The organism is Pseudomonas sp. AC532, assembly GCF_979258965.1.
On record NZ_OZ409888.1, the window covers coordinates 1,768,169 to 1,787,775 of the forward strand.

Sequence of the window (19,607 nt, forward strand, 5' to 3'; positions counted from 1 at the left end):
AATCTCCAAGTAGAAAACCTGGCGATTGTAGGCGCCGCGTTGGCCGGTGCAAACCGCGGGTGCCCGGAAAAACACCCGGAACCGCTCGGCGGCCCCGGGCCAGCGGTTTACATGTGGCTTTCCGCGTACTCGGCGAGTATCGAGCGCGGTACGCCCTGCAGTGTGATGTGCACGCCGTGTTCGAAGCCCTTGAAGCGTTCGGTGAGGTACGTCAGGCCGGAGCTGGGTGCCGACAGGTAGGGCGTGTCGATCTGCGCCAGGTTGCCCAGGCAGATGACCTTGGAGCCGCTACCGGCGCGGGTGATGATGGTTTTCATCTGATGCGGCGTGAGGTTCTGGCATTCATCGATGAGAATCAGGCTCTGCTGGAAACTGCGGCCACGGATGTAGTTCAGCGATTTGAACTGCAGCGGCACCTTCTGCAGGATGTAGTCGACACTGCCGTGGGTGTTCTCGTCGTCCATGTGCAGGGCTTCGAGGTTGTCGGTGATGGCGCCCAGCCAGGGTTCCATCTTCTCGGCCTCGGTGCCGGGCAGGAAGCCGATTTCCTGGTCGAGCCCCTGCACGGACCGGGTGGCGATGATACGCCGGTAGCGCTTGCTGACCATGGTCTGCTCGATGGCCGCGGCCAGCGCGAGAATGGTCTTGCCGGAGCCGGCGGCACCGGTCAGGTTAACCAGGTGGATGTCGGGGTCGAGCAATGCGTAGAGCGCCAGCGCCTGATAGATGTCGCGCGGTTTGAGGCCCCACGCCTCCTGGTGCAGCAGCGGCTCCTGGTGCAGATCGAGAATCAGCAGCTCGCCGGCCTCGGCCTCCTTTACCCAGCCGACGAAACCCTGCTCGTCGATGATGAATTCGTTGACGTTCACCCCCGGGAGTTCCTCGCTCAACTGCACACGATGCCAGGTGCGACCATGCCCCTGACGGGTATCGACCGTGGCGACACGATCCCAGAAGGCGCCTTCGACGTTGTGGTAACCCTTGGACAACAGCGAGATGTCGTCGACCAGTTGGTCGGTGTGGTAATCCTCGGAATCCAGCCCGCAGCCACGGGCCTTCAGGCGCATGTTGATGTCCTTGGTCACCAGCACCACGGACGTGCCCGGCCGGCGTGATTTCAGCTCCACCAGCTGGTTGATGATCTTGTTGTCGTTGAGGTCTTCCGGCAGCCAGGTCACCGGCGCCGCGCTCTTGCTCATGAGAATCGACAGGAAACCGCTAGGATCTCCCTTGCCACGCTGGATCGGCACCCCGTGCTCGACTTCCTCGGGGCTGGCGCCGTCGAGGATCTTGTCGATCAGGCGGATCGCCTGTCGGCATTCGGCGGCGACGCCCTGCTTGCCGGTCTTCAGCTTGTCGAGTTCCTCCAGCACCGTCATCGGAATGGCAACGTGGTGTTCCTGGAAGTTGAGCAGCGCGTTGGGATCGTGAATCAGGACATTGGTGTCGAGGGCGTACAGGGTTGGGGCGGTGGGCTTGATGCGTCCGTGGTCATCCATACTCGTCACCTCTTGTCGGATCCAGCGACGGAATGCCAAACGGCGCTCCGCCACACAGGGCCACCGACTCTCCGCTTGAACGGAAAGGTGCACACGGATGAGGGCCGAGGGCCGCCACCTGTCTGCAGGGTTCGGCGGTCTTTCAAGGCGGCCTGCAGCGGCCGATCCTCATGATCGGCTCGCTGCACACCACAGCTCGTTGATACTCCAAAAGATGTGACAGGAAAACGATCTTTTCAGATTTTTGAAGTTTATTTTTCGGTGTGACGAATGACGCTTGGCGCCCGGGCAGCGCGCCGCTAAAGTCCTAAGTTCCTCTGCATCGCCTTACTTGGCGAATCCTCTCCTCAGTTCGCTGCTGCTCACTGCTGCGGCCATCGAATCGGCTAGAATCGGCGCTTCGCTGAAGGAGACGACGCATGCTGATGGTGATTTCACCCGCCAAGACCCTCGATTACGACACCGCGCCGGTGACGTCACGCTTCACCCAACCCGAGTTTCTCGATCATGCCCAGGAGCTGGTCGCCCAACTGCGTGATTTTTTGCCGGCGCAGATCGCCGAGCTGATGCACCTCTCCGACAAACTCGCCGGTCTCAACGCCGCGCGCTTCGGCAGCTGGACGCCAGCCTTCGACCGGCACAACGCCAAACAGGCGCTGCTGGCCTTCAAGGGCGACGTGTACACAGGCCTGGATGCCGAGAGCTTCCAGGAGGCGGATTTCGACTTCGCCCAGCAGCACCTGCGCATGCTCTCCGGGCTCTATGGCCTGCTGCGCCCGCTGGATCTGATGATGCCCTACCGCCTGGAAATGGGCACCAAGCTGGCCAACGCCCGCGGCAAGGACCTTTACGCGTTCTGGGGCGAACACATCAGCGACTGGCTGAACCAGGCGCTGCAGGCCCAGGGCGACGACGTACTGCTCAACCTGGCCTCCAACGAATACTTCGGTGCCGTCAAGCGCAAGGTGCTCAAGGCGCGCATCATCGATACCGAGTTCAAGGACCTGAAGAACGGCCAGTACAAGATCATCAGTTTCTACGCCAAGAAAGCCCGCGGCCTGATGGCCCGCCATGTGATCCGGGAGCGCCTGAAAAACCCGCAAGACCTCAAGGATTTCAACGACCAGGGCTACCGCTTCTCGGCCAAGGACTCCAGCGCCGACAAACTGGTGTTTCTGCGTGACAGCGCGGCGGACTGATCGACCGCCGAAACATCCGCCAATCGCTGCCTGGATGCCGCGCCACCCGCGCTTGTGTAGGATTGGCGAACACTCAACGCACAAGGTTCAGCGATGATTTTCGGTGCAATTCTGGTGCTCAGCTGGTTCATCCTGCTGATCCGCTACCCCGCCAAGGCCCTGCCCATTTCCCTCGCCGCACTGGTGGGCCTGGGGATGGTGGCGAGCTGGGTGCTGTGGCAGGAAAGCCGTGAGACGCGCCACCTGGCCCATCTCGAACTGCGCCTTACCCATGCGCCCGAAAGCTGCCCGGCGGACCGCCCGCTCAACCTGCACCTGCACAATGGCAGCGAGGCGGCGCTGCTGGAGCTGCGCTGGCAGATAACCGCCTACCGGCCGGGCGACAGCGTCAACCTGGCACAGCGCCTCTACGAAACGCCGCGCTACAGCGGGCCGGGCGAGCTGCTGCCCGGCGCCGACTGGCAAACCTGCCTGCCGCTGCCTACGCTGCGTAGCGGTTACCGCGCCAGCACGCTGGAGTTTCGTGCCGAACAGCTGCAGGGCACGTTCAGCCGCTGACACAGACGCAACCGCCATGCTCCTGACAATAACAACCACAAGGATTCCCGCATGAGCCAACCCACGGTTCTCATCACCGGCTGCTCCAGTGGCATTGGCCGGGCACTGGCCGACACCTTTCTGCAACACGGTTATCAGGTCTGGGCCAGCGCCCGCAACGAAGACGACCTGGCGCGCCTCAGCGCGGCCGGCTTCAACGCCGTGCTGCTGGATGTCAATGACGGCGCCGCGGTCGAACGGCTGGCCGCCACCCTCAAGGGCCGGATCGGCGGACTGGACGTGCTGATCAACAACGCCGGCTACGGCGCCATGGGGCCGCTGCTCGATGGCGGCGCAGCGGCCATGCGCCGGCAGTTCGAGACCAACGTGTTCTCGATCGTCAGCGTCACGCGTGCGCTGTTTCCGCTGCTGCGCCAGAACAAGGGCCTGGTGGTGAATATCGGCAGCGTGTCGGCGGTGCTGGTCACCCCGTTCGCGGGCGCCTACTGCGCCTCGAAAGCCGCGGTGCACGCGCTCAGCGATGCCTTGCGACTGGAACTCGCGCCGTTCGGTATCGGCGTACTGGAGGTGCAGCCTGGCGCCATCGAGTCGAGCTTCGGCACCCACGCCAGTCGCCAGGCCGAGCAACTGATCGGCGAGCACTCGCCCTGGTGGCCGATGCGCGATGGCATTCGCGCCCGCGCGATGGCCTCCCAGGACAACCCGACGCCGGCCAGCCACGTCGCACGCAACGTGTTCGCCGCCGTCGCCAGCGGCAAGCGCCCGCGTGTAGTGCGCCTCGGCAACGGCAGCCGTGCGCTGCCGTTGCTCGCCGCACTGGTGCCCGGCGCGCTGCTGGACCGCGTGCTGAGCCGCCGCTTCGGCCTTGATCGCAGCTTGTAGAAGCCGGCATCAGCGACGAAACTCCCTGTTCCCCTTCACGCACTGAGCCGTGCCGCCATGCCCGCATCTCCACTGTCCGTCGCCATGACCCGCTACGCCGTCGTCGGCGTGGTGGCCGCCGTACTGATCAACGTGCTGCTGCGCAGCTTCGTCAAACTTGGCGGAGTACTGGCCACGCTGGTGATCGCCGCCAGCGTCGCGGCGCTGATGGCCCTGCTGTTCGCCTGGCAGCAGCGCCGCCCGCCCACCCGCGGTGAACGCCGCCGGCTGGTATGGCTGTACAGCGGCATGCTGGCCGTTTTGTATGCCGGCCTGCTGACCATGATGACCCTGCAGGACGAGCCAAGCCCGATGGGCGTGGTGATATTCGCCCTGCATTATCTGAGCTACCCGCTGCTCGCCCAACTGCTGTTTTCGGAGCGAATCTTCAAGCGAATGCCATGAGCTGCGGCACTTGCAGGCAAATCGCCGCTCTACACTCGATAGCAAATAAACCTGATCGGGTAGTAGATGAGAACCAGCCGGCATATCAAGACTCAGGAGCGGCGCATCATTCTGGCGCTGTTCGCTGCGCTATTGACGGTCCAGGTGGTCATCTACCTGGTCAGCGTGCGCAGCAACCGCACCATCGTCGAAGACACCGTCAGCACCCAGCTGGAGACCACCGCCCAAGTGGTCGACCAACTGCTCGAGCTGCGCCAGCGCCAGCTCACTCAGGGCGCTGCCGTACTGGCCGCCGATTATGGCCTCAAGGAAGCCATCGCCGTCGGTGAACGGGCGACCATCGAGTCGATGCTGCAGAACCACGGTAGTCGCCTGCAGGCCGACATCGCCGTGCTCAATACCCTTGATCGTCAATTGATCGCCAGCGTGCCCCGCGAGCTGCAGCAGGCGGATCTCGCCCCGCTGCTCAAGGCCGCAGCGCTGTCCGGCAGCGTCGACGGCCAGATGCCCATCGCCATGCTGCGCACCCAGGCCGGCATGCTCTATCAGTTGGTCCACAGCGTGGTGAACATGCCGACGCCCCAAGCCGAACTGACCCTGGGTTTTGCGATCGACGATGCGTTGGCCGAAGAGCTGAAGCAAGTCACCGACACCGAATTCGTACTGCTTTCGCGGGGTGAGAACGGCGCCTGGCAACTGCATGGCAATACCCTGAGCAGCACCTTTGATCGACTGCTCGGCAATCCGGCAGCACTGACCGCTGGCGCCACCTGGACGCTGCAGGACGAGCGTGGCGACTACCGGATGCGCTCGGTATCGCTCACTCGTGTCAATGCTCAGGGTGCCAGCGAGGTGCTGTTGATCATGGGCAAATCCCTGGGCCAGAGCATGGCCGCGTACCAGCGCATCGAGAACCTGCAGTTTTATCTGCTGCTCGCCAGCCTGCTGCTCTCGGCGCTGGTCATCCTGCTGATCAGCCGCCATCTGTTGCGCCCGCTCAACACCCTGGCCCATCTGGACTCGCTGACCGAGCTGCCCAATCGCCGGCTGTTCGACCGCAGCGTTGCCAATGCGCTGAGTGACAAAGGCCGCAGCACGCCGTTCGCGCTGATGATGATCGATCTCGATCAATTCAAGCTGATCAATGACCGCTACGGTCACGCCGCCGGCGATGAAGTGCTCAAGGTCAGCGCCGAACGCCTGCGCGGCCTGCTCAGGCGCATCGACATACCGGCGCGGCTGGGCGGCGACGAATTCGCCGTACTGCTGCCGGGCCTCGACCGCGCCGCGGCGATACGTTTCGGGCAGCGCATCGAAGATGCGCTGGGCGAACCCATCACCTTCAACCAGCAAACTCTGCAGATCGGCATCAGCGTCGGTATCGCCATTGCCCCACAGGACGGCGAAACCGCCAGCGAGCTGTTGCGCATGGCCGACGCCGAGATGTACGCCGACAAGGCACAGCGCGAGTGCGAGCCGGTCTGAAAGGTCGAACGCCCGCGGCCCGGACAAGTCGCACCTGATGTCATTCTCGGTAAACGGGCGTCATCATGGAGTACATCGATTGGCTGCAATGGCCGGCCATGCTCATCACCGTCGCGGCAGCCTGGTTGGTCGCCTCCAAGCAGCGGCGACGTCGCAACCTGGGTTTCTGGGTGTTCATGGTCAGCAACCTGCTGTGGATCGTCTGGGGGTTGCACAGCCACGCGTATGCACTGATCGTGCTGCAACTGTGCCTGGGGGCCATGAACATCCGCGGCGCGATCAAGACGGAAACGGATCGACAGGCGGCTTGACGGTCGGCCCAGTGCTGCCAATCACGGCTGAGCTGTGAGACCATCGGCGGCTTGCCATCGTTTCCGTCTCGCCATGCCAAACCGCGCCGTTGACTCCAGAGAGCCCGCCTGATGCCAGATATCCTGCACCTGAAGCAGGCCGACTGGCGCGGCGACTTCGATGACGGCGCGCTGCGCAGGGGCCAGGACTACGCGACCCGCGGGCTCAGCCGCCTGCTCAGCCTCAAGGACCTGTCGCTGCTCGCCAGTTGCCTGGGCAGCGGCGAACGCCCCTACCAACAGCGCATCACGTTGCACCCCTACGGCCAGGGCTGGGGGGTCACCGGCCACTGCAGTTGCCCGGTCGGCTTCAACTGCAAGCATGTCGCCGCCGCCCTGCTTACCCTGGAGGCGCGCCAGCGCAACGGCGACGACCTCGGTTCGCTGATCGTGAGCGAAAAGCCCCTGGAAGAAACCCGTCTCGATGACGTGCCGCCGCTCCCCGTGTTGACCCTCGGCAGCCATGTGCGCGTGCATTTCGATGCCCGCAAGGGCCGCATGCAGGAACAGACGCAGCACCGTGCGGCCCTGGCCTTCGACTATCAGGGCCATAGCGCCGTGGGCAAGCAAGCCAAGGACCTGCTGGTGCGCCTTGGGCCCGCCCGCCAGTTGCGCATCGTGCGCGACGCTGCCCGCGAAGGCGAACTGCGCAAACGCCTCGAAGACGGTGGCCTGCGCACCGCCCTGCGACAGAGCGAGGCATTGGCCCAGCACCCCGGCGAGCATTTCGAACTGCTCGGCGATGCCGCCTGGCTGGCATTCATGCAGCGGCAGGTTCCGGCCCTGCTCGACGAGGGCTGGCGTATCGAGATCCAGCCGGATTTCCATTACAACCTGGCGCACATCGACGACTGGTACGCCGATGTCGAGGACGTACCCGAGCACGGCTGGTTTGATCTGGAGCTGGGTATCGAGGTAGAGGGGCAGCGCATCAGCCTGCTGCCGATCTTGCTGCAGGCCATTCGCCGTACGCCCTGGCTGCTTTCCGGTGAAGCCCTCGCCCAGCGGCAGGATGAAGAGATGCTGCTGGTCACGCTGCCCCACAGCCAGCGCCGAGTGGCACTGCCCTATGCACGGCTGAGGCCGCTGCTGGCGGCGCTGGGTGAGCTATTCATTGGCGACGGTGACGAGATTGGCACCCGCGTTCGTCTGCCGCGCGCCGACGCCACGCGCCTCAATGCCCTGCAGCAGGGCCCCGCGCTAAACTGGCAGGGCGGTGCCGAGCTGCGCGACTTTGCCGAGCGGCTGCAGCACACCACGTTGCAAACCGTCACCGCGCCGCACGACCTGGCAGCGCAACTGCGCCCCTACCAGCTCCAGGGCCTGGGCTGGATGCAGGCGCTGCGCGAACTGCAGGTGGGTGGCGTGCTCGCTGACGACATGGGCCTTGGCAAGACCCTGCAGACCCTGGCGCACCTGCTTCTGGAACAACAGCACGGCCGCCTGCAGCAACCCGCACTGATCGTCATGCCCACCAGCCTGATTCCCAACTGGCAGGATGAAGCCGCCCGCTTCGCGCCGACGCTCAGGGTACTGGCCCTGCATGGCAGCAAGCGACGCAGCCTGTTCAAGCTCATCGGCGAGCACGACATCGTGCTCACCACCTATGCCTTGTTGCCGCGTGACTTGAAGGCACTGACCGCGCAGCGATTTCACGCGCTGATTCTCGACGAAGCGCAGAGCATCAAGAACCCCCGCAGCAAGGCCGCCATGGCCGCCGGGCAAATCATCGCCGGCCAGCGCCTGTGCCTGAGCGGCACGCCGCTGGAGAATCACCTGGGAGAGCTGTGGTCGCTGTTCAACTTCCTGATGCCAGGCTGGCTCGGCGACAGCAAGGCCTTCACCCGCGACTACCGCACCCCCATCGAAAAGCACGGCAACGAGCAGCGCCTGGCGCACCTGCGCGGGCGCATCAAGCCGTTCGTGCTGCGCCGCAAGAAGGAACAGGTAGCCCGCGAGCTCCCGCCCAAGACGGAGATCATCCAGTGGGTGGAGCTGACACCTGCGCAGCGCGACCGCTATGAAATCCTGCGCCTGGCCATGGACCGCAAGGTGCGCGAGGAAATTACCCGCCAGGGCCTGGCACGCAGCCAGATCGTGATTCTCGAGGCACTGCTGCGCCTGCGCCAGGTGTGCTGCGATCTACGGCTGCTCAACGATGCCAGCGAAGACCTGACCAGTAGCGACTCCGGAAAACTCAGCAGCCTGCTGGACATGCTCGAGGCACTGATCGGCGAAGGCCGCCGGGTGCTGCTGTTCTCGCAGTTCACCTCGATGCTGGCGCTGATCGAAGGCGAACTGCTGGCACGCGGTATTGCCTACGCCAAGCTGACTGGCAGCACCCGCGACCGACGCACCCCGGTGGAGCAGTTTCAGGCGGGGCATTTTTCGGTGTTTCTGATCAGCCTCAAGGCAGGCGGCGCGGGGCTCAACCTGACGGCAGCCGACACCGTGATTCATTTCGATCCCTGGTGGAATCCGGCCGCAGAAGCCCAGGCCAGTGACCGTGCCTATCGCATCGGCCAGGACAAACCGGTGTTCGTCTACAAACTGATCGCCCGCGGCAGCGTGGAAGAGAAGATTCAGCAATTGCAACAGGCCAAGGCAAGCCTGGCCCGCGGCCTGCTGGAAGAAGGCGGCAGCCAGGCCCAGTGGCAACTCAGCGAAGACGACCTGCAGGCGCTGTTCGCCCCGCTGAGTGACTGAGCAGCGAGGTCATTTCTCGCTGTAGTTGTCGCCAACCACGTCCCCCGAGGAGTCGATGGCCTTGCTCGACGGAAACCGGTACGACGCGAAGCGCACCGCCAGCACCGACAGCGCCAGAAAGAAGATCCCGCCACACAGGTACAGCAGGCCGATATCCGGTGCCTTGTGATGGGACACGTCGCCGATCAGGTAGCGGGTCAGCGCAGTAATGGCGATGTACAGCAGAAAGCGGATCGGCAGATGGTTGGTCTTGAAGTAGATCCCGACCATCGCCCCCAGCTCCAGGTAGATGAACAGCAGGAGGATGTCATCCACGCTGGCACTGCCTTTTTCCAGCATGCCCAGGAAGGCCGCGACCGACGCCCACGCCGTCGCCCCGCCGATGACGAACAGCCCCAGGTAGTGAAAGCCTTCGACGAACAGGTTGCCAACCGAATTCGCTCCCTTGTGCATCTGCATACGGCTCTTGTCCAGCCAGTTCATACCCTTCCCCTTTTACCGATTGATGCAGGCCAAGCGCAGCAGCATGGTGCGTCTGCATGACAATCCATGCAGAAACAGGACCAATGCGCGTGGCGGCGAGGCCACAAAGAAGCGCGCCGTCGCCGAAAAGACACGTATGGCCAATCTCCAGAGACGTGACAAGATGCCACGCCGGCCGAAAAGCGTGGTTATCCTGTTCAAAAGCACCCGGGTTGATTATGCTTGCCGAAGCTGTATGCATGAACAGTATATTTAACCATTAGCGTGAAGGCGTAGAGGTGATGAATGGCCGTCGAAGTGGTGTACCGCAGCAGTCGCGATCCGGAGCGTTTATTCATGGATAAAGCCGAAGCCGACCGTCACGACAAGATGCTGGAGCTCGCCGAGCGACTCAGCGAAGTGCTGCACAAGGCCGTGCCGTCGCTCAGTGAAGAGCAGGGAGAGGAACTGGGCGTCTACATGGCGCGTAATCGCGATGTGTTCGCCCGGGCCTTCAAGAACCAACCCGATGCGCTGGCCGAACTGGTCAGCGAGCCCGAGGCGCAGTAACCGCCAGGCGTTGGCTGCCCCATCGCCGGCAACATCTCCTCGCTCTCGACCGCTAGACGGCAGGCGCGCGCGCAGTTAAAACAAGGTTACCCCCGGGAGGTGACCATGAGCGCGCGCGACCACTGCCTTGCCTGTCTGAGTACTGCACAGCCGGCTCTTTTCGAAGCCGCATTATGGGTCGCGACCGAACATGACAGCACGCTGCAGCCCAGGCAGGTGCTGCATGAACTCGATGGCCTGCGCCATCAGGTCGATGCCGGCCTGCCCAGCCTGCCTCGGCAGGAACTGGCGCAACCGCTGTTGCGGCGGCTTAACGACCTGCATTTCCAGGAAGACGACGACAGCCCCATGCGCCCCCGCGCGGCATTGCTGCACAGTGTATTGCAGCGACGCCGTGGCCAGCCGCTGAGTATCGCGCTGATCGCCCTGGAGCTGGCACGGCGGCTGGACATCCCTTTGCAAGGCATCAACTTCCCCGGGTACTTCCTGTTGCGCGTGCCGGGCGCCGACCATCTTCTCGACCCGTGCGGCGGCCGGCGCCTGTATCCGCGTGATTGCCGCGACATGCTCCTGCGCTATGTCGGCCCGCAAGCCCAGCTCGGAGCCGAGCACATGCAGGCCTGTGACGCGCGTGGCATGATCGTTCGCCTGTCGCGCAACCTGCGCCACCTGCACATGCAGGATGACGACTACCTGTCGGCGCTGAAAGATGCTGAGCGCGTGCTGCTACTGACGCCTCCCAATGTCGCTGACCACCTCGTGCGCGCCGATATCTATCAGCGACTCGATTGCCCACAAGCGGCGCGCTTCGATCTCCAGCGTGCCCTGCTGCTGTGCGAAGACGCCGGTCTGCGCCTGCGCCTTGGCGATCGGCTGCGCCAGCTGAGTGCAACCACGGCACTGCACTGAAGCGTCCCCGCTACCGTATTGATTACGATACAGCGTATTCAATACGACACACACCAGCCTGACAGCGACAGGCCCGCACAGTGAGGGGGTGCGGTAGGCGCTGTCGCCTTCCGTATCGATATCGATACAAGAGCCCTGATAATTTTCACTGCGCAAATATAAGTCATTGATTTATAAGATAATAATAAAATGGCATCACCCTTGCATTCAGCCTGCTCATTAGCCGCGCCTGCATGCCGGGCACAATGACCACAAGGGATCCCCATGAGCGAAATGCGTTTTACCGTCGAACACGAATGGCTGCGTCAGGAAGCCGATGGCCTGGTCACCGTAGGGATCACCGCCTACGCTCAAGACGCGCTGGGCGACGTGGTGTTCGTGCAGTTGCCCGAGTTGCAGGCCTACGCTGCTGGTGATGAAGTGGCCGTGCTGGAATCCGTGAAAGCCGCCAGCAATATCGGTATGCCGATCGACGGCGAGGTGGTAGAGGTCAATCCCGATCTCGAAGCCAGCCCCGAGCTGGTCAATGCCGAGCCGCTGGGCCAGGGCTGGTTCTTCCGCTTCCGCCCTGCCGATGCCAGCGCCCTGGCCGACCTGCTCGACCAGGACGCCTACGAGCGCCTGCTCAACGCCAAAGCCGACGCTTGAGAGAAGCCCATGACTGACTTGACCACCCGCAACGAATTCATCGCCCGGCATATCGGCCCGCGTGAACAAGACACCGCCGCCATGCTGGAAACCCTGGGCTTCGGCGACCTCGACGCGCTGACCGCCAGCGTGATTCCGGGCAGCATCAAGGGCACCAGCGTGCTGCCGGCCGGCGACGGCCAGAGCGAAGCCGAGGCCCTGGCCGCCATCAAGGCCATCGCTGGCAAGAACAGGCTGTTGCGCAACTACATCGGCCAGGGGTACTACGGCACCCACACGCCGTCGCCGATCCTGCGCAACCTGCTGGAGAACCCGGCCTGGTACACCGCCTACACGCCCTACCAGCCAGAGATATCCCAGGGTCGCCTGGAGTCGCTGCTGAACTTCCAGACGCTGATCAGTGACCTCACCGGGCTGCCGATCGCCAACGCCTCGCTGCTCGATGAAGGCACCGCCGCCGCCGAAGCCATGACTTTTTGCAGGCGCCTGTCGAAGAACAAGGCCGCCAACGCCTTCTTCGCCTCCCGGCACTGTCACCCGCAGACCCTCGACGTGTTGCGCACCCGCGCCGAGCCACTGGGCATCGAAGTGGTGATCGGTGACGAAGCCGCCATCGACGACGCGAGCGCATTCTTCGGCGCGCTGCTGCAGTACCCGGCCAGCAATGGCGATATTTTCGATTACCGCCAGGTGGTCGAACGCTTCCACGCTGCCAACGCTCTGGTCGCCGTCGCTGCCGACCTGCTGGCCCTGACCCTGCTGCAAGCACCGGGCGAGTTCGGCGCCGACGTGGCCCTGGGCAGCGCGCAACGCTTCGGCGTGCCGCTGGGTTTCGGTGGCCCCCACGCGGCCTACTTCGCCACCCGCGATGCCTTCAAGCGCGACATGCCAGGTCGACTCGTCGGCCTCTCGGTGGACCGCTTCGGCAACCCGGCCCTGCGCCTGGCCATGCAGACCCGTGAACAACACATCCGCCGCGAGAAGGCCACCAGCAACATCTGCACCGCTCAGGTACTGCTGGCCAACATCGCCGCCATGTACGCCGTCTACCACGGCCCCCAGGGGCTCACCCGGATCGCCCAGCGCGTCCATCAACTGACCCTGATCTTCGCCCGCGGCGTGCAGAGCCTCGGCCTTGCGGTTGAGCAGCAGGCATTCTTCGACACCCTGACCCTGCACACTGGTGCGCAAACCGCCGCCCTGCATGAAAAAGCCCGCGCAGCCGCCATCAACCTGCGTGAAGTGGATGCCGAGCGCCTCGGCCTGTCGTTCGACGAGACCACCACCCAGGCGGATATCGAGCAGCTCTGGTCGCTGTTCGCGGATGGCAAGCCGGCGCCGGACTTCGCCGCCCTGGCCGCCGGGGCCGACAGCAGCCTGCCCGCCGCGCAACTGCGCCAGTCGGCGATCCTCGAGCACCCGGTGTTCAACCGCTACCACTCGGAAACCGAGCTGATGCGCTACCTGCGCAAGCTTGCCGACAAGGACCTGGCCCTGGATCGCAGCATGATCCCGTTGGGCTCCTGCACCATGAAACTGAATGCCGCCAGCGAGATGATCCCGGTCACCTGGGCCGAGTTCGGCAACCTGCACCCCTTCGCCCCGGCCGAACAGAGCGCGGGCTACCAGGAACTGACCGACGAGCTGGAAGCCATGCTTTGCGCCGCCACCGGCTACGACGCCGTGTCGCTGCAACCCAATGCCGGCTCCCAGGGTGAATATGCCGGCCTGCTGGCGATCCGCGCCTATCACCACAGCCGTGGCGACGACAAGCGCGACATCTGCCTGATCCCGCAGTCGGCCCACGGTACCAACCCGGCCACCGCGCACATGGCCGGCATGCGCGTGGTGGTCACCGCCTGTGATGCCCGCGGCAACGTCGACATTGACGACCTGCGCGCCAAGGCCGAGCAGCACCGTGACCAACTGGCCGCGATCATGATCACCTACCCGTCCACCCATGGCGTGTTCGAGGAAGGCATCCGCGAGATCTGCGCCATCGTTCACGACAACGGCGGCCAGGTGTACATCGACGGCGCCAACATGAATGCCATGGTCGGCCTCTGTGCGCCCGGCCAGTTCGGTGGCGACGTTTCGCACCTCAATCTGCACAAGACCTTCTGTATCCCCCACGGCGGTGGCGGCCCGGGGGTCGGCCCGATCGGGGTGAAATCCCACCTGGCGCCGTTCCTGCCCGGCCACGCACACATGCAACGCAAGGAAGGCGCGGTCAGCGCAGCGCCGTTCGGCAGCGCCAGCATCCTGCCGATCACCTGGATGTACATTCGCATGATGGGCGGTACCGGCTTGCGGCTGGCGTCGCAGATGGCCATCCTCAATGCCAACTACATCGCCCGTCGCCTGGAAGAGCACTACCCGGTGCTGTACAGCGGTGAAGGCGGCCTGGTGGCCCACGAGTGCATCCTTGACCTGCGCCCGCTCAAGGACAGCAGCGGCATCAGCGTCGACGACGTGGCCAAACGCCTGATCGACTTCGGCTTCCACGCCCCGACCATGTCCTTCCCGGTGGCCGGCACGCTGATGATCGAGCCGACCGAGAGCGAGTCCAAGCAGGAACTGGATCGCTTCTGCGATGCCATGATCGCCATTCGCGAGGAGATTCGCGCGGTCGAACGCGGCGAACTGAGCGCCGACGACAACCCGCTGAAGAACGCCCCGCACACCGCTGCCGAACTGGTCGGCGACTGGACGCACCCGTACAGCCGCGAACAGGCGGTCTTCCCGACCCGCAGCCTGATCGACGGCAAGTACTGGCCACCTGTCGGCCGGGTCGACAATGTGTTCGGCGACCGCAACCTGGTCTGCGCCTGCCCGCCCATCGAAGCGTATCAGGACGCCTGATCACGCCCGACTGCCGAACGGTTCGGCAGTTTCCCCTTCTCCAAGCCCGCGCGCTGGCGCGGGCCGCTCAAAGCCTATACAGGAGAGCGCCATGACCACTGACATTCTGGCGAAAACACCCCTTCACGCCCTGCACCTGGAACTGGGTGCGCGCATGGTGCCGTTCGCCGGCTACGAGATGCCGGTGCAGTACCCACTCGGCGTGATGAAGGAACACCTGCATACCCGCGATGCCGCCGGCCTGTTCGATGTGTCGCACATGGGCCAGATCATTCTGCGCGGCGCAGGCGCCGCCCAGGCACTCGAAAGCCTGGTGCCGGTGGATATCCTCGACCTACCGGTCGGCATGCAGCGTTATGCCATGTTCACCAATGAGAATGGCGGCATTCTCGATGACCTGATGGTCGCCAACCTGGGCGATGACACGCTGTTTCTGGTCGTCAACGCAGCCTGCAAGCACCAGGACCTGATGCACCTGCAACAGCGCATCGCCAACCAGTGCCAGGTCGAGTCGCGCTTCGAGCGCGCCCTGCTTGCCCTGCAGGGCCCCAAGGCCGTTGACGTGCTGACTCGCCTGGCACCGGAAATGGCGAAGATGACCTTCATGCAATTTCGCGCCGTGCGTCTGCTCGGTGTCGATTGCTACGTCAGCCGCTCCGGCTACACCGGTGAGGATGGTTTCGAGATTTCCGTTCCCGCCGCCCACGCCGAAGCGCTGGCACGCAGCCTGCTAGCCGAGCCGGAGGTGCAGGCCATCGGCCTGGGCGCCCGCGATTCGCTACGCCTGGAAGCCGGCTTGTGCCTGTATGGCCACGACATGAGCGCCGACACGACGCCGGTCGAGGCGAGCCTGCTGTGGGCGATCTCCAAGGCGCGCCGTGCCGATGGTACGCGGCCAGGCGGCTTTCCCGGCGCCGAGCGGATCTTCGCCCACCAGCGCGACGGCGTTGCCCGCAAGCGCGTTGGCCTGCTACCGCAGGAGCGCACGCCCGTACGCGAGGGGGCAGAGCTGGTGAATGCCGATGGCGAGATCATCGGTCAGGTGTGCAGTGGCGGCTTCGGCCCAAGCCTGGGTGCGCCGCTGGCCATGGGCTACCTGCAGAGCAGCCATGCCGGCGCGGACACTGACGTATGGGCGCTGGTGCGCGGCAAACGCGTCGCCATGAAAGTCGCGAAAACGCCATTCGTGGCGCAGCGTTACCACCGCGGCTAGGCATCTCCCCCGGGCGGCCCCCGCCGCCCGGATTAGCGGCTATCCAGATACTGGCGCCGATTACTGAAGGCTTCGCGACGCATGTCGCGAACATCCATCGACACGTTCTCGACAGCCGGCAGGCGCTCTACCAGCGCCCCCACGACTGCCATCGACAGCGCTTTCTTCATTTCATCACTGCGCCCTGCCAGCAGATAGATGATCACGTGGACGAACTCTGCCTGGCTGCCACCCACGCTGTAGTGGTCATAGAGACTGAGCCGTACCTTCACCTCGCCTTCCTTGAACAGGCCGCTGTCCATGACTGTCCCGTGCACCAGGGTCACCAATTCATCGGCGCAAATGTGGTGTTCAAGCGTGCGTGCACCTTCGATCAGGCAATGTGGCATCGAGCAGTCTCATGTCATTGAAGATATCGTCATACGTTATCACACGACATTACCGCTTCCAGCCAGTACACCCAAAGTCGTATACGCAGCTCGCTGCGCAGGTCCCAGAATGAAGCTGCATGTTCCGCCGCAACGCCCGAACCACTAGGCTTATCCCATAATACGGGATCGCCATGCGCGCCTTTAATCGGACCGCTTGAAACATTTTGTCTGGGTGCGTTGACAAGCGGATTGCGAGCTGCAAATAATCCGCGACAAATGTTGTATGACAACAAAGCCTATAAAAACAAAAAAGGTCGCATCATGAAGACACGCTCAGTCTTTCTCTCCGCACCCAATCCAGTCGCCTGGGCTCTTCTGCCCGGCCAGTCGCATTCATCTCGTTTCCTGCGCGCCACCTATTCGCCGACGGCTAGGGCCTGAAGCAGGGACTGGCGTGCTCGCACGCCGGTCTGTCGCCCTGCACAGGGCTATTCACGCCTTCCCCATGGCATGTCGACCCATCAGTCGATAGAGGAAGGCTCGTTAAAAAATGGGAGCACAACAACAATGACAGCACGCAAGATCGTCTCGCTGGGCCTCATCGGCGCGGGGACAATGGCCCTCGCCCTGCCCTTCGCTGCACAGGCAGAAGGCTTTGTCGAAGATGCCAAGGTTTCCCTGAACCTGCGCAACTTCTACATCAACCGCAACTTCACCAACCCGGCAAACGCCCAGAGCAAGGCCGAAGAGTGGACCCAGAGCTTCATCCTCGATGCGCGCTCCGGCTACACCCCGGGCGTGGTCGGCTTTGGTGTCGATGCCCTGGGCATGCTCTCGGTCAAGCTCGATGGCGGTGGCGGCACCTACGGCACCGGCCTGCTGCCGCGCCATGACGATGGCCGCCCGGCCGACGACTTTGGCCGCGTGGCCCTGGCTGCCAAGGCCAAGGTCTCCAAGACCGAACTCAAGGTTGGCGAGTGGATGCCGGTGCTGCCGATCCTGCGTGCCGACGACGGCCGTTCGCTGCCGCAGACCTTCCAGGGCGCGCAGATCACCTCCAACGAGGTCGCCGGGCTGACCCTGTACGGCGGCCAGTTCCGTCAGAACAGCGAGCGCAACAATGCCAGCATGGAAAACATGTTCCTCAATGGCAACAGCTCGGCGAACGACTCCGATCGCTTCAACTTCGTCGGTGGCGAGTACAAGTTCAATGGCGACCGCACCATGGTCGGCCTGTGGGGCGCCGAGCTCAAGGACGTCTACGAGCAGCAGTACCTGCAACTGACCCACAGCCAGCCCATTGGCGACTGGACCCTGGGGGCCAACCTCGGCTACTTCCAGGGCGAAGACGAGGGTTCCGCGCGGGCCGGCCGGCTGGACAACAAGACCTACTCCGGTCTGTTTTCCGCCAAGTACGGCAGCAACACCTTCTACGTCGGCCTGCAGAAGGTCAGCGGCGACACCGGCTGGATGCGCGTCAACGGCACCAGCGGCGGCACCCTGGCCAACGACAGCTACAACTCGGCCTACGACAACGCCAAGGAAAGATCCTGGCAGGTGCGTCACGACTTCAACTTCACCGCGGCCGGCATCCCCGGCCTGACCCTGATGAACCGCTACATCAGTGGCAGCGATGTGCAAACCGCCACCACCAATGACGGCAAGGAGTGGGGCCGCGAAACCGAGCTGGCTTACGTCGTGCAGAGCGGCACCTTCAAGAGCCTCAGCGTTCGCTGGAGGAACTCGAGCCTGCGCCGCGACTACAGCAGCAACGAGTTCGACGAGAACCGCCTGATCTTCAACTACCCGCTGTCGATCCTGTAAGCGCGACACTACATCGTACAACTCCAGTGTCATGGCATATTTGGCCCGTCCTCGTGACGGGCTTTTTTATGCCCGCCATCGCCATGAGCAACCGAGCGCTTTGCTTTAAACTGCCGCCCCTCCCCGCCGACCGACAATGCCCATGACCCCGGCCAACCTCGCCTTTCTAAACCAACACCTGAGCAGCGCCCTGAGCGATGCGCCGACCCAGACCCGCCGCCTCTTCCATGGTCGCGGGCGCTGCTGGCAGGGGCTCGAACACATCACGGTCGACTGGCTGCAAGGCATCGTGCTGGTGTGCCTGTTCAGGGAGCTGCCCGCAGATGAGTTCGACGCCCTGCAAGCGATGCTGCTGCAGGTCAGCCAGTCAGCACCCTGGCAGGCCAGCCAGGCGCACAGCCTGCTGTTGCAGCACCGCTACCAGATCGACAGCCCGATGCAGTGCCTGGTGGGGGAATTGCCGGAGCAATGGATCATCGAAGAAGACAGCCTGCGTTTTTTGCTCGACCTGGGCCGCAAGCAGAACACCGGTTTGTTCCTCGACATGCGCCTGGGTCGGCGCTGGGTGCGTGACAATGCCAGGGGGCAGCGAGTGCTGAACCTGTTCGCCTACACCTGCGGCTTCTCGATTGCGGCAATCGCCGGTGGCGCGGAGCATGTGGTCAATCTGGACATGGCCAGGGCAGCGTTGAGCCGTGGGCGCGACAACCACCGGCTCAATGAGCACGACCTGAGTCGGGTCAGCTTTCTCGGCCATGAGCTGTTCAAGTCCTGGGGCAAGGTGAAACGACACGGCCCCTACGACCTGATCATCATCGACCCGCCCTCCTTCCAGAAAGGCAGCTTCGCGCTTACCCAGGACTATCAGAAGATCCTGCGCAGGCTTCCGGAGTTGCTCAGCCTGCAGGGCCGCGTGCTGGCTTGCGTCAACGACCCCACTATCGGCAGTGATTTCCTGACCGCCGGCATGGCCGAGCATGCCCCGCAACTGCGCTTCGAACAACGCCTCGACAATCCGCCGGAGTTCCCGGACTCAGAGCCCGAAGGCGGTCTCAAGGCGCTGCTGTTCAGCTGCCCTTGAACCAGTCCCACAGGCCCAGGGAAAACCCGGAAAACAGGTTGATGCCCAGCGCCGACTTGACCAGGTAAAGAAAGACCAGACCAAGCAGCAGCGACACCAGCAGAAACGCGCTTACGCCCAGTGCCTTGGCGGTCAGCGACAGCTCGTGCTCGGTGCGGCTGAGATCGCGCCTGTTGCGCCCGGCCAGCAATACGAAGTAGTAGCGCCAGCGCCACAGCTTGACGGTGCCGCGCAGGTCCAGGCGATGTCGCCCCCACTGGCGCGCGCCAAATGCCACCTGCAGTGCATCGAGCTGTTCGGCGCTGAACGACTCCTTGAGGTCGTCGGGCAGACGCTCCTTGAGGCCCCTGATGAAGGGATCCTGCTCATCCATGGTTATTTCTCCGGATAGCGGCAACTTGATGCGCGCCACCATACCAGCCCTGGCAGGCAGTTTGAAAACAGAGGCGGGCTACCAGCGCAATGCCGATGACGGCCCGCAAAAAGTATGAAGGCGGAGTTTACGCGTAGTAGCCAAGCGCTTGCCAAACGAAAACGGGCCCCG

18 protein-coding genes are annotated in these 19,607 nt (G+C 63.7%); 14 read left to right on the plus strand and 4 right to left on the minus strand.

Annotation, left to right across the window (positions count from 1 at the left end; genetic code table 11):
* Nucleotides 1-107: 107 nt before the first annotated feature.
* The gene (locus ACZ0AV_RS08450; protein ID WP_499150624.1) at nt 108-1,499 is read right to left on the minus strand and encodes a PhoH family protein; all 1,392 of its coding nucleotides are present in this window, start codon (nt 1,497-1,499) and stop codon (nt 108-110) included.
* A gap of 419 nt (nt 1,500-1,918) precedes the next feature.
* Between ACZ0AV_RS08450 and yaaA the strand changes: the two genes are divergently transcribed.
* The 7 genes from yaaA (at nt 1,919) to ACZ0AV_RS08485 (ending at nt 9,123) form a co-directional block, all read left to right on the plus strand.
* Complete coding sequence (gene yaaA, locus ACZ0AV_RS08455; RefSeq protein ID WP_499150625.1) at nt 1,919-2,698, plus strand: peroxide stress protein YaaA; 780 nt, start codon at nt 1,919-1,921, stop codon at nt 2,696-2,698.
* 93 nt (nt 2,699-2,791) lie between these two features.
* On the plus strand, nt 2,792-3,256 hold the full coding sequence (locus tag ACZ0AV_RS08460; RefSeq protein WP_499150626.1) for a multidrug transporter: 465 nt from the start codon (nt 2,792-2,794) through the stop codon (nt 3,254-3,256).
* A 51-nt stretch (nt 3,257-3,307) separates the two neighbouring features.
* Nucleotides 3,308-4,138, plus strand: coding sequence for an SDR family oxidoreductase (locus ACZ0AV_RS08465; RefSeq protein ID WP_499150627.1), 831 nt, complete (start codon nt 3,308-3,310; stop codon nt 4,136-4,138).
* A 57-nt stretch (nt 4,139-4,195) separates the two neighbouring features.
* Nucleotides 4,196-4,582 carry an ABZJ_00895 family protein gene (locus ACZ0AV_RS08470; RefSeq protein WP_499150628.1) on the plus strand — a complete coding sequence of 129 codons (387 nt, stop codon included), beginning with the start codon at nt 4,196-4,198 and terminating at the stop codon, nt 4,580-4,582.
* A gap of 66 nt (nt 4,583-4,648) precedes the next feature.
* Nucleotides 4,649-6,067, plus strand: a complete 1,419-nt coding sequence (locus tag ACZ0AV_RS08475) for a GGDEF domain-containing protein (protein ID WP_499150629.1) — start codon at nt 4,649-4,651, stop codon at nt 6,065-6,067.
* 65 nt (nt 6,068-6,132) lie between these two features.
* Nucleotides 6,133-6,378 (plus strand): hypothetical protein, encoded by a 246-nt coding sequence (locus ACZ0AV_RS08480; protein WP_499150630.1) that lies wholly within the window; start codon nt 6,133-6,135, stop codon nt 6,376-6,378.
* Nucleotides 6,379-6,489: 111 nt separating this feature from the next.
* A complete protein-coding gene (locus ACZ0AV_RS08485; protein WP_499150631.1) occupies nt 6,490-9,123 on the plus strand; it encodes a DEAD/DEAH box helicase in 2,634 nt (877 codons plus the stop codon).
* Nucleotides 9,124-9,132: 9 nt separating this feature from the next.
* Here ACZ0AV_RS08485 and ACZ0AV_RS08490 read toward each other — a convergent pair whose 3' ends face one another.
* Nucleotides 9,133-9,606 (minus strand): phosphate-starvation-inducible protein PsiE, encoded by a 474-nt coding sequence (locus tag ACZ0AV_RS08490; RefSeq protein WP_499150632.1) that lies wholly within the window; start codon nt 9,604-9,606, stop codon nt 9,133-9,135.
* 285 nt (nt 9,607-9,891) lie between these two features.
* On the opposite strand from ACZ0AV_RS08490, the gene ACZ0AV_RS08495 reads away from it, so the two are divergent.
* The 5 genes from ACZ0AV_RS08495 (at nt 9,892) to gcvT (ending at nt 15,787) form a co-directional block, all read left to right on the plus strand.
* Nucleotides 9,892-10,155 carry a YebG family protein gene (locus ACZ0AV_RS08495; protein WP_499150633.1) on the plus strand — a complete coding sequence of 88 codons (264 nt, stop codon included), beginning with the start codon at nt 9,892-9,894 and terminating at the stop codon, nt 10,153-10,155.
* Nucleotides 10,156-10,260: 105 nt separating this feature from the next.
* On the plus strand, nt 10,261-11,064 hold the full coding sequence (locus tag ACZ0AV_RS08500) for a SirB1 family protein (protein ID WP_499150634.1): 804 nt from the start codon (nt 10,261-10,263) through the stop codon (nt 11,062-11,064).
* Nucleotides 11,065-11,328: 264 nt separating this feature from the next.
* Nucleotides 11,329-11,712: a glycine cleavage system protein GcvH gene (gene gcvH, locus ACZ0AV_RS08505; protein ID WP_499150635.1), complete on the plus strand. Its 384-nt coding sequence runs from the start codon at nt 11,329-11,331 to the stop codon at nt 11,710-11,712.
* Nucleotides 11,713-11,721: 9 nt separating this feature from the next.
* The gene (gcvP, locus tag ACZ0AV_RS08510; protein WP_499150636.1) at nt 11,722-14,574 is read left to right on the plus strand and encodes an aminomethyl-transferring glycine dehydrogenase; all 2,853 of its coding nucleotides are present in this window, start codon (nt 11,722-11,724) and stop codon (nt 14,572-14,574) included.
* Nucleotides 14,575-14,665: 91 nt separating this feature from the next.
* The gene (gene gcvT, locus ACZ0AV_RS08515) at nt 14,666-15,787 is read left to right on the plus strand and encodes a glycine cleavage system aminomethyltransferase GcvT (RefSeq protein WP_499150637.1); all 1,122 of its coding nucleotides are present in this window, start codon (nt 14,666-14,668) and stop codon (nt 15,785-15,787) included.
* A gap of 32 nt (nt 15,788-15,819) precedes the next feature.
* On the opposite strand, the gene ACZ0AV_RS08520 is transcribed toward gcvT, so the two are convergent.
* Nucleotides 15,820-16,176, minus strand: a complete 357-nt coding sequence (locus tag ACZ0AV_RS08520; RefSeq protein ID WP_499150638.1) for a 5-carboxymethyl-2-hydroxymuconate Delta-isomerase — start codon at nt 16,174-16,176, stop codon at nt 15,820-15,822.
* Nucleotides 16,177-16,725: 549 nt separating this feature from the next.
* On the opposite strand from ACZ0AV_RS08520, the gene ACZ0AV_RS08525 reads away from it, so the two are divergent.
* Together ACZ0AV_RS08525 and ACZ0AV_RS08530 are read left to right on the plus strand one after the other, a co-directional pair.
* A complete protein-coding gene (locus ACZ0AV_RS08525) occupies nt 16,726-17,982 on the plus strand; it encodes an OprD family porin (RefSeq protein ID WP_499150639.1) in 1,257 nt (418 codons plus the stop codon).
* Nucleotides 17,983-18,124: 142 nt separating this feature from the next.
* Nucleotides 18,125-19,063, plus strand: coding sequence for a class I SAM-dependent methyltransferase (locus ACZ0AV_RS08530; protein ID WP_499150640.1), 939 nt, complete (start codon nt 18,125-18,127; stop codon nt 19,061-19,063).
* Here the strand turns inward: ACZ0AV_RS08530 and ACZ0AV_RS08535 are convergent.
* On the minus strand, nt 19,050-19,436 hold the full coding sequence (locus ACZ0AV_RS08535) for a 3-phosphoshikimate 1-carboxyvinyltransferase (RefSeq protein WP_499150641.1): 387 nt from the start codon (nt 19,434-19,436) through the stop codon (nt 19,050-19,052). The two genes, ACZ0AV_RS08530 and ACZ0AV_RS08535, sit on opposite strands and share 14 nt — an antisense overlap.
* Nucleotides 19,437-19,607: the final 171 nt, after the last annotated feature.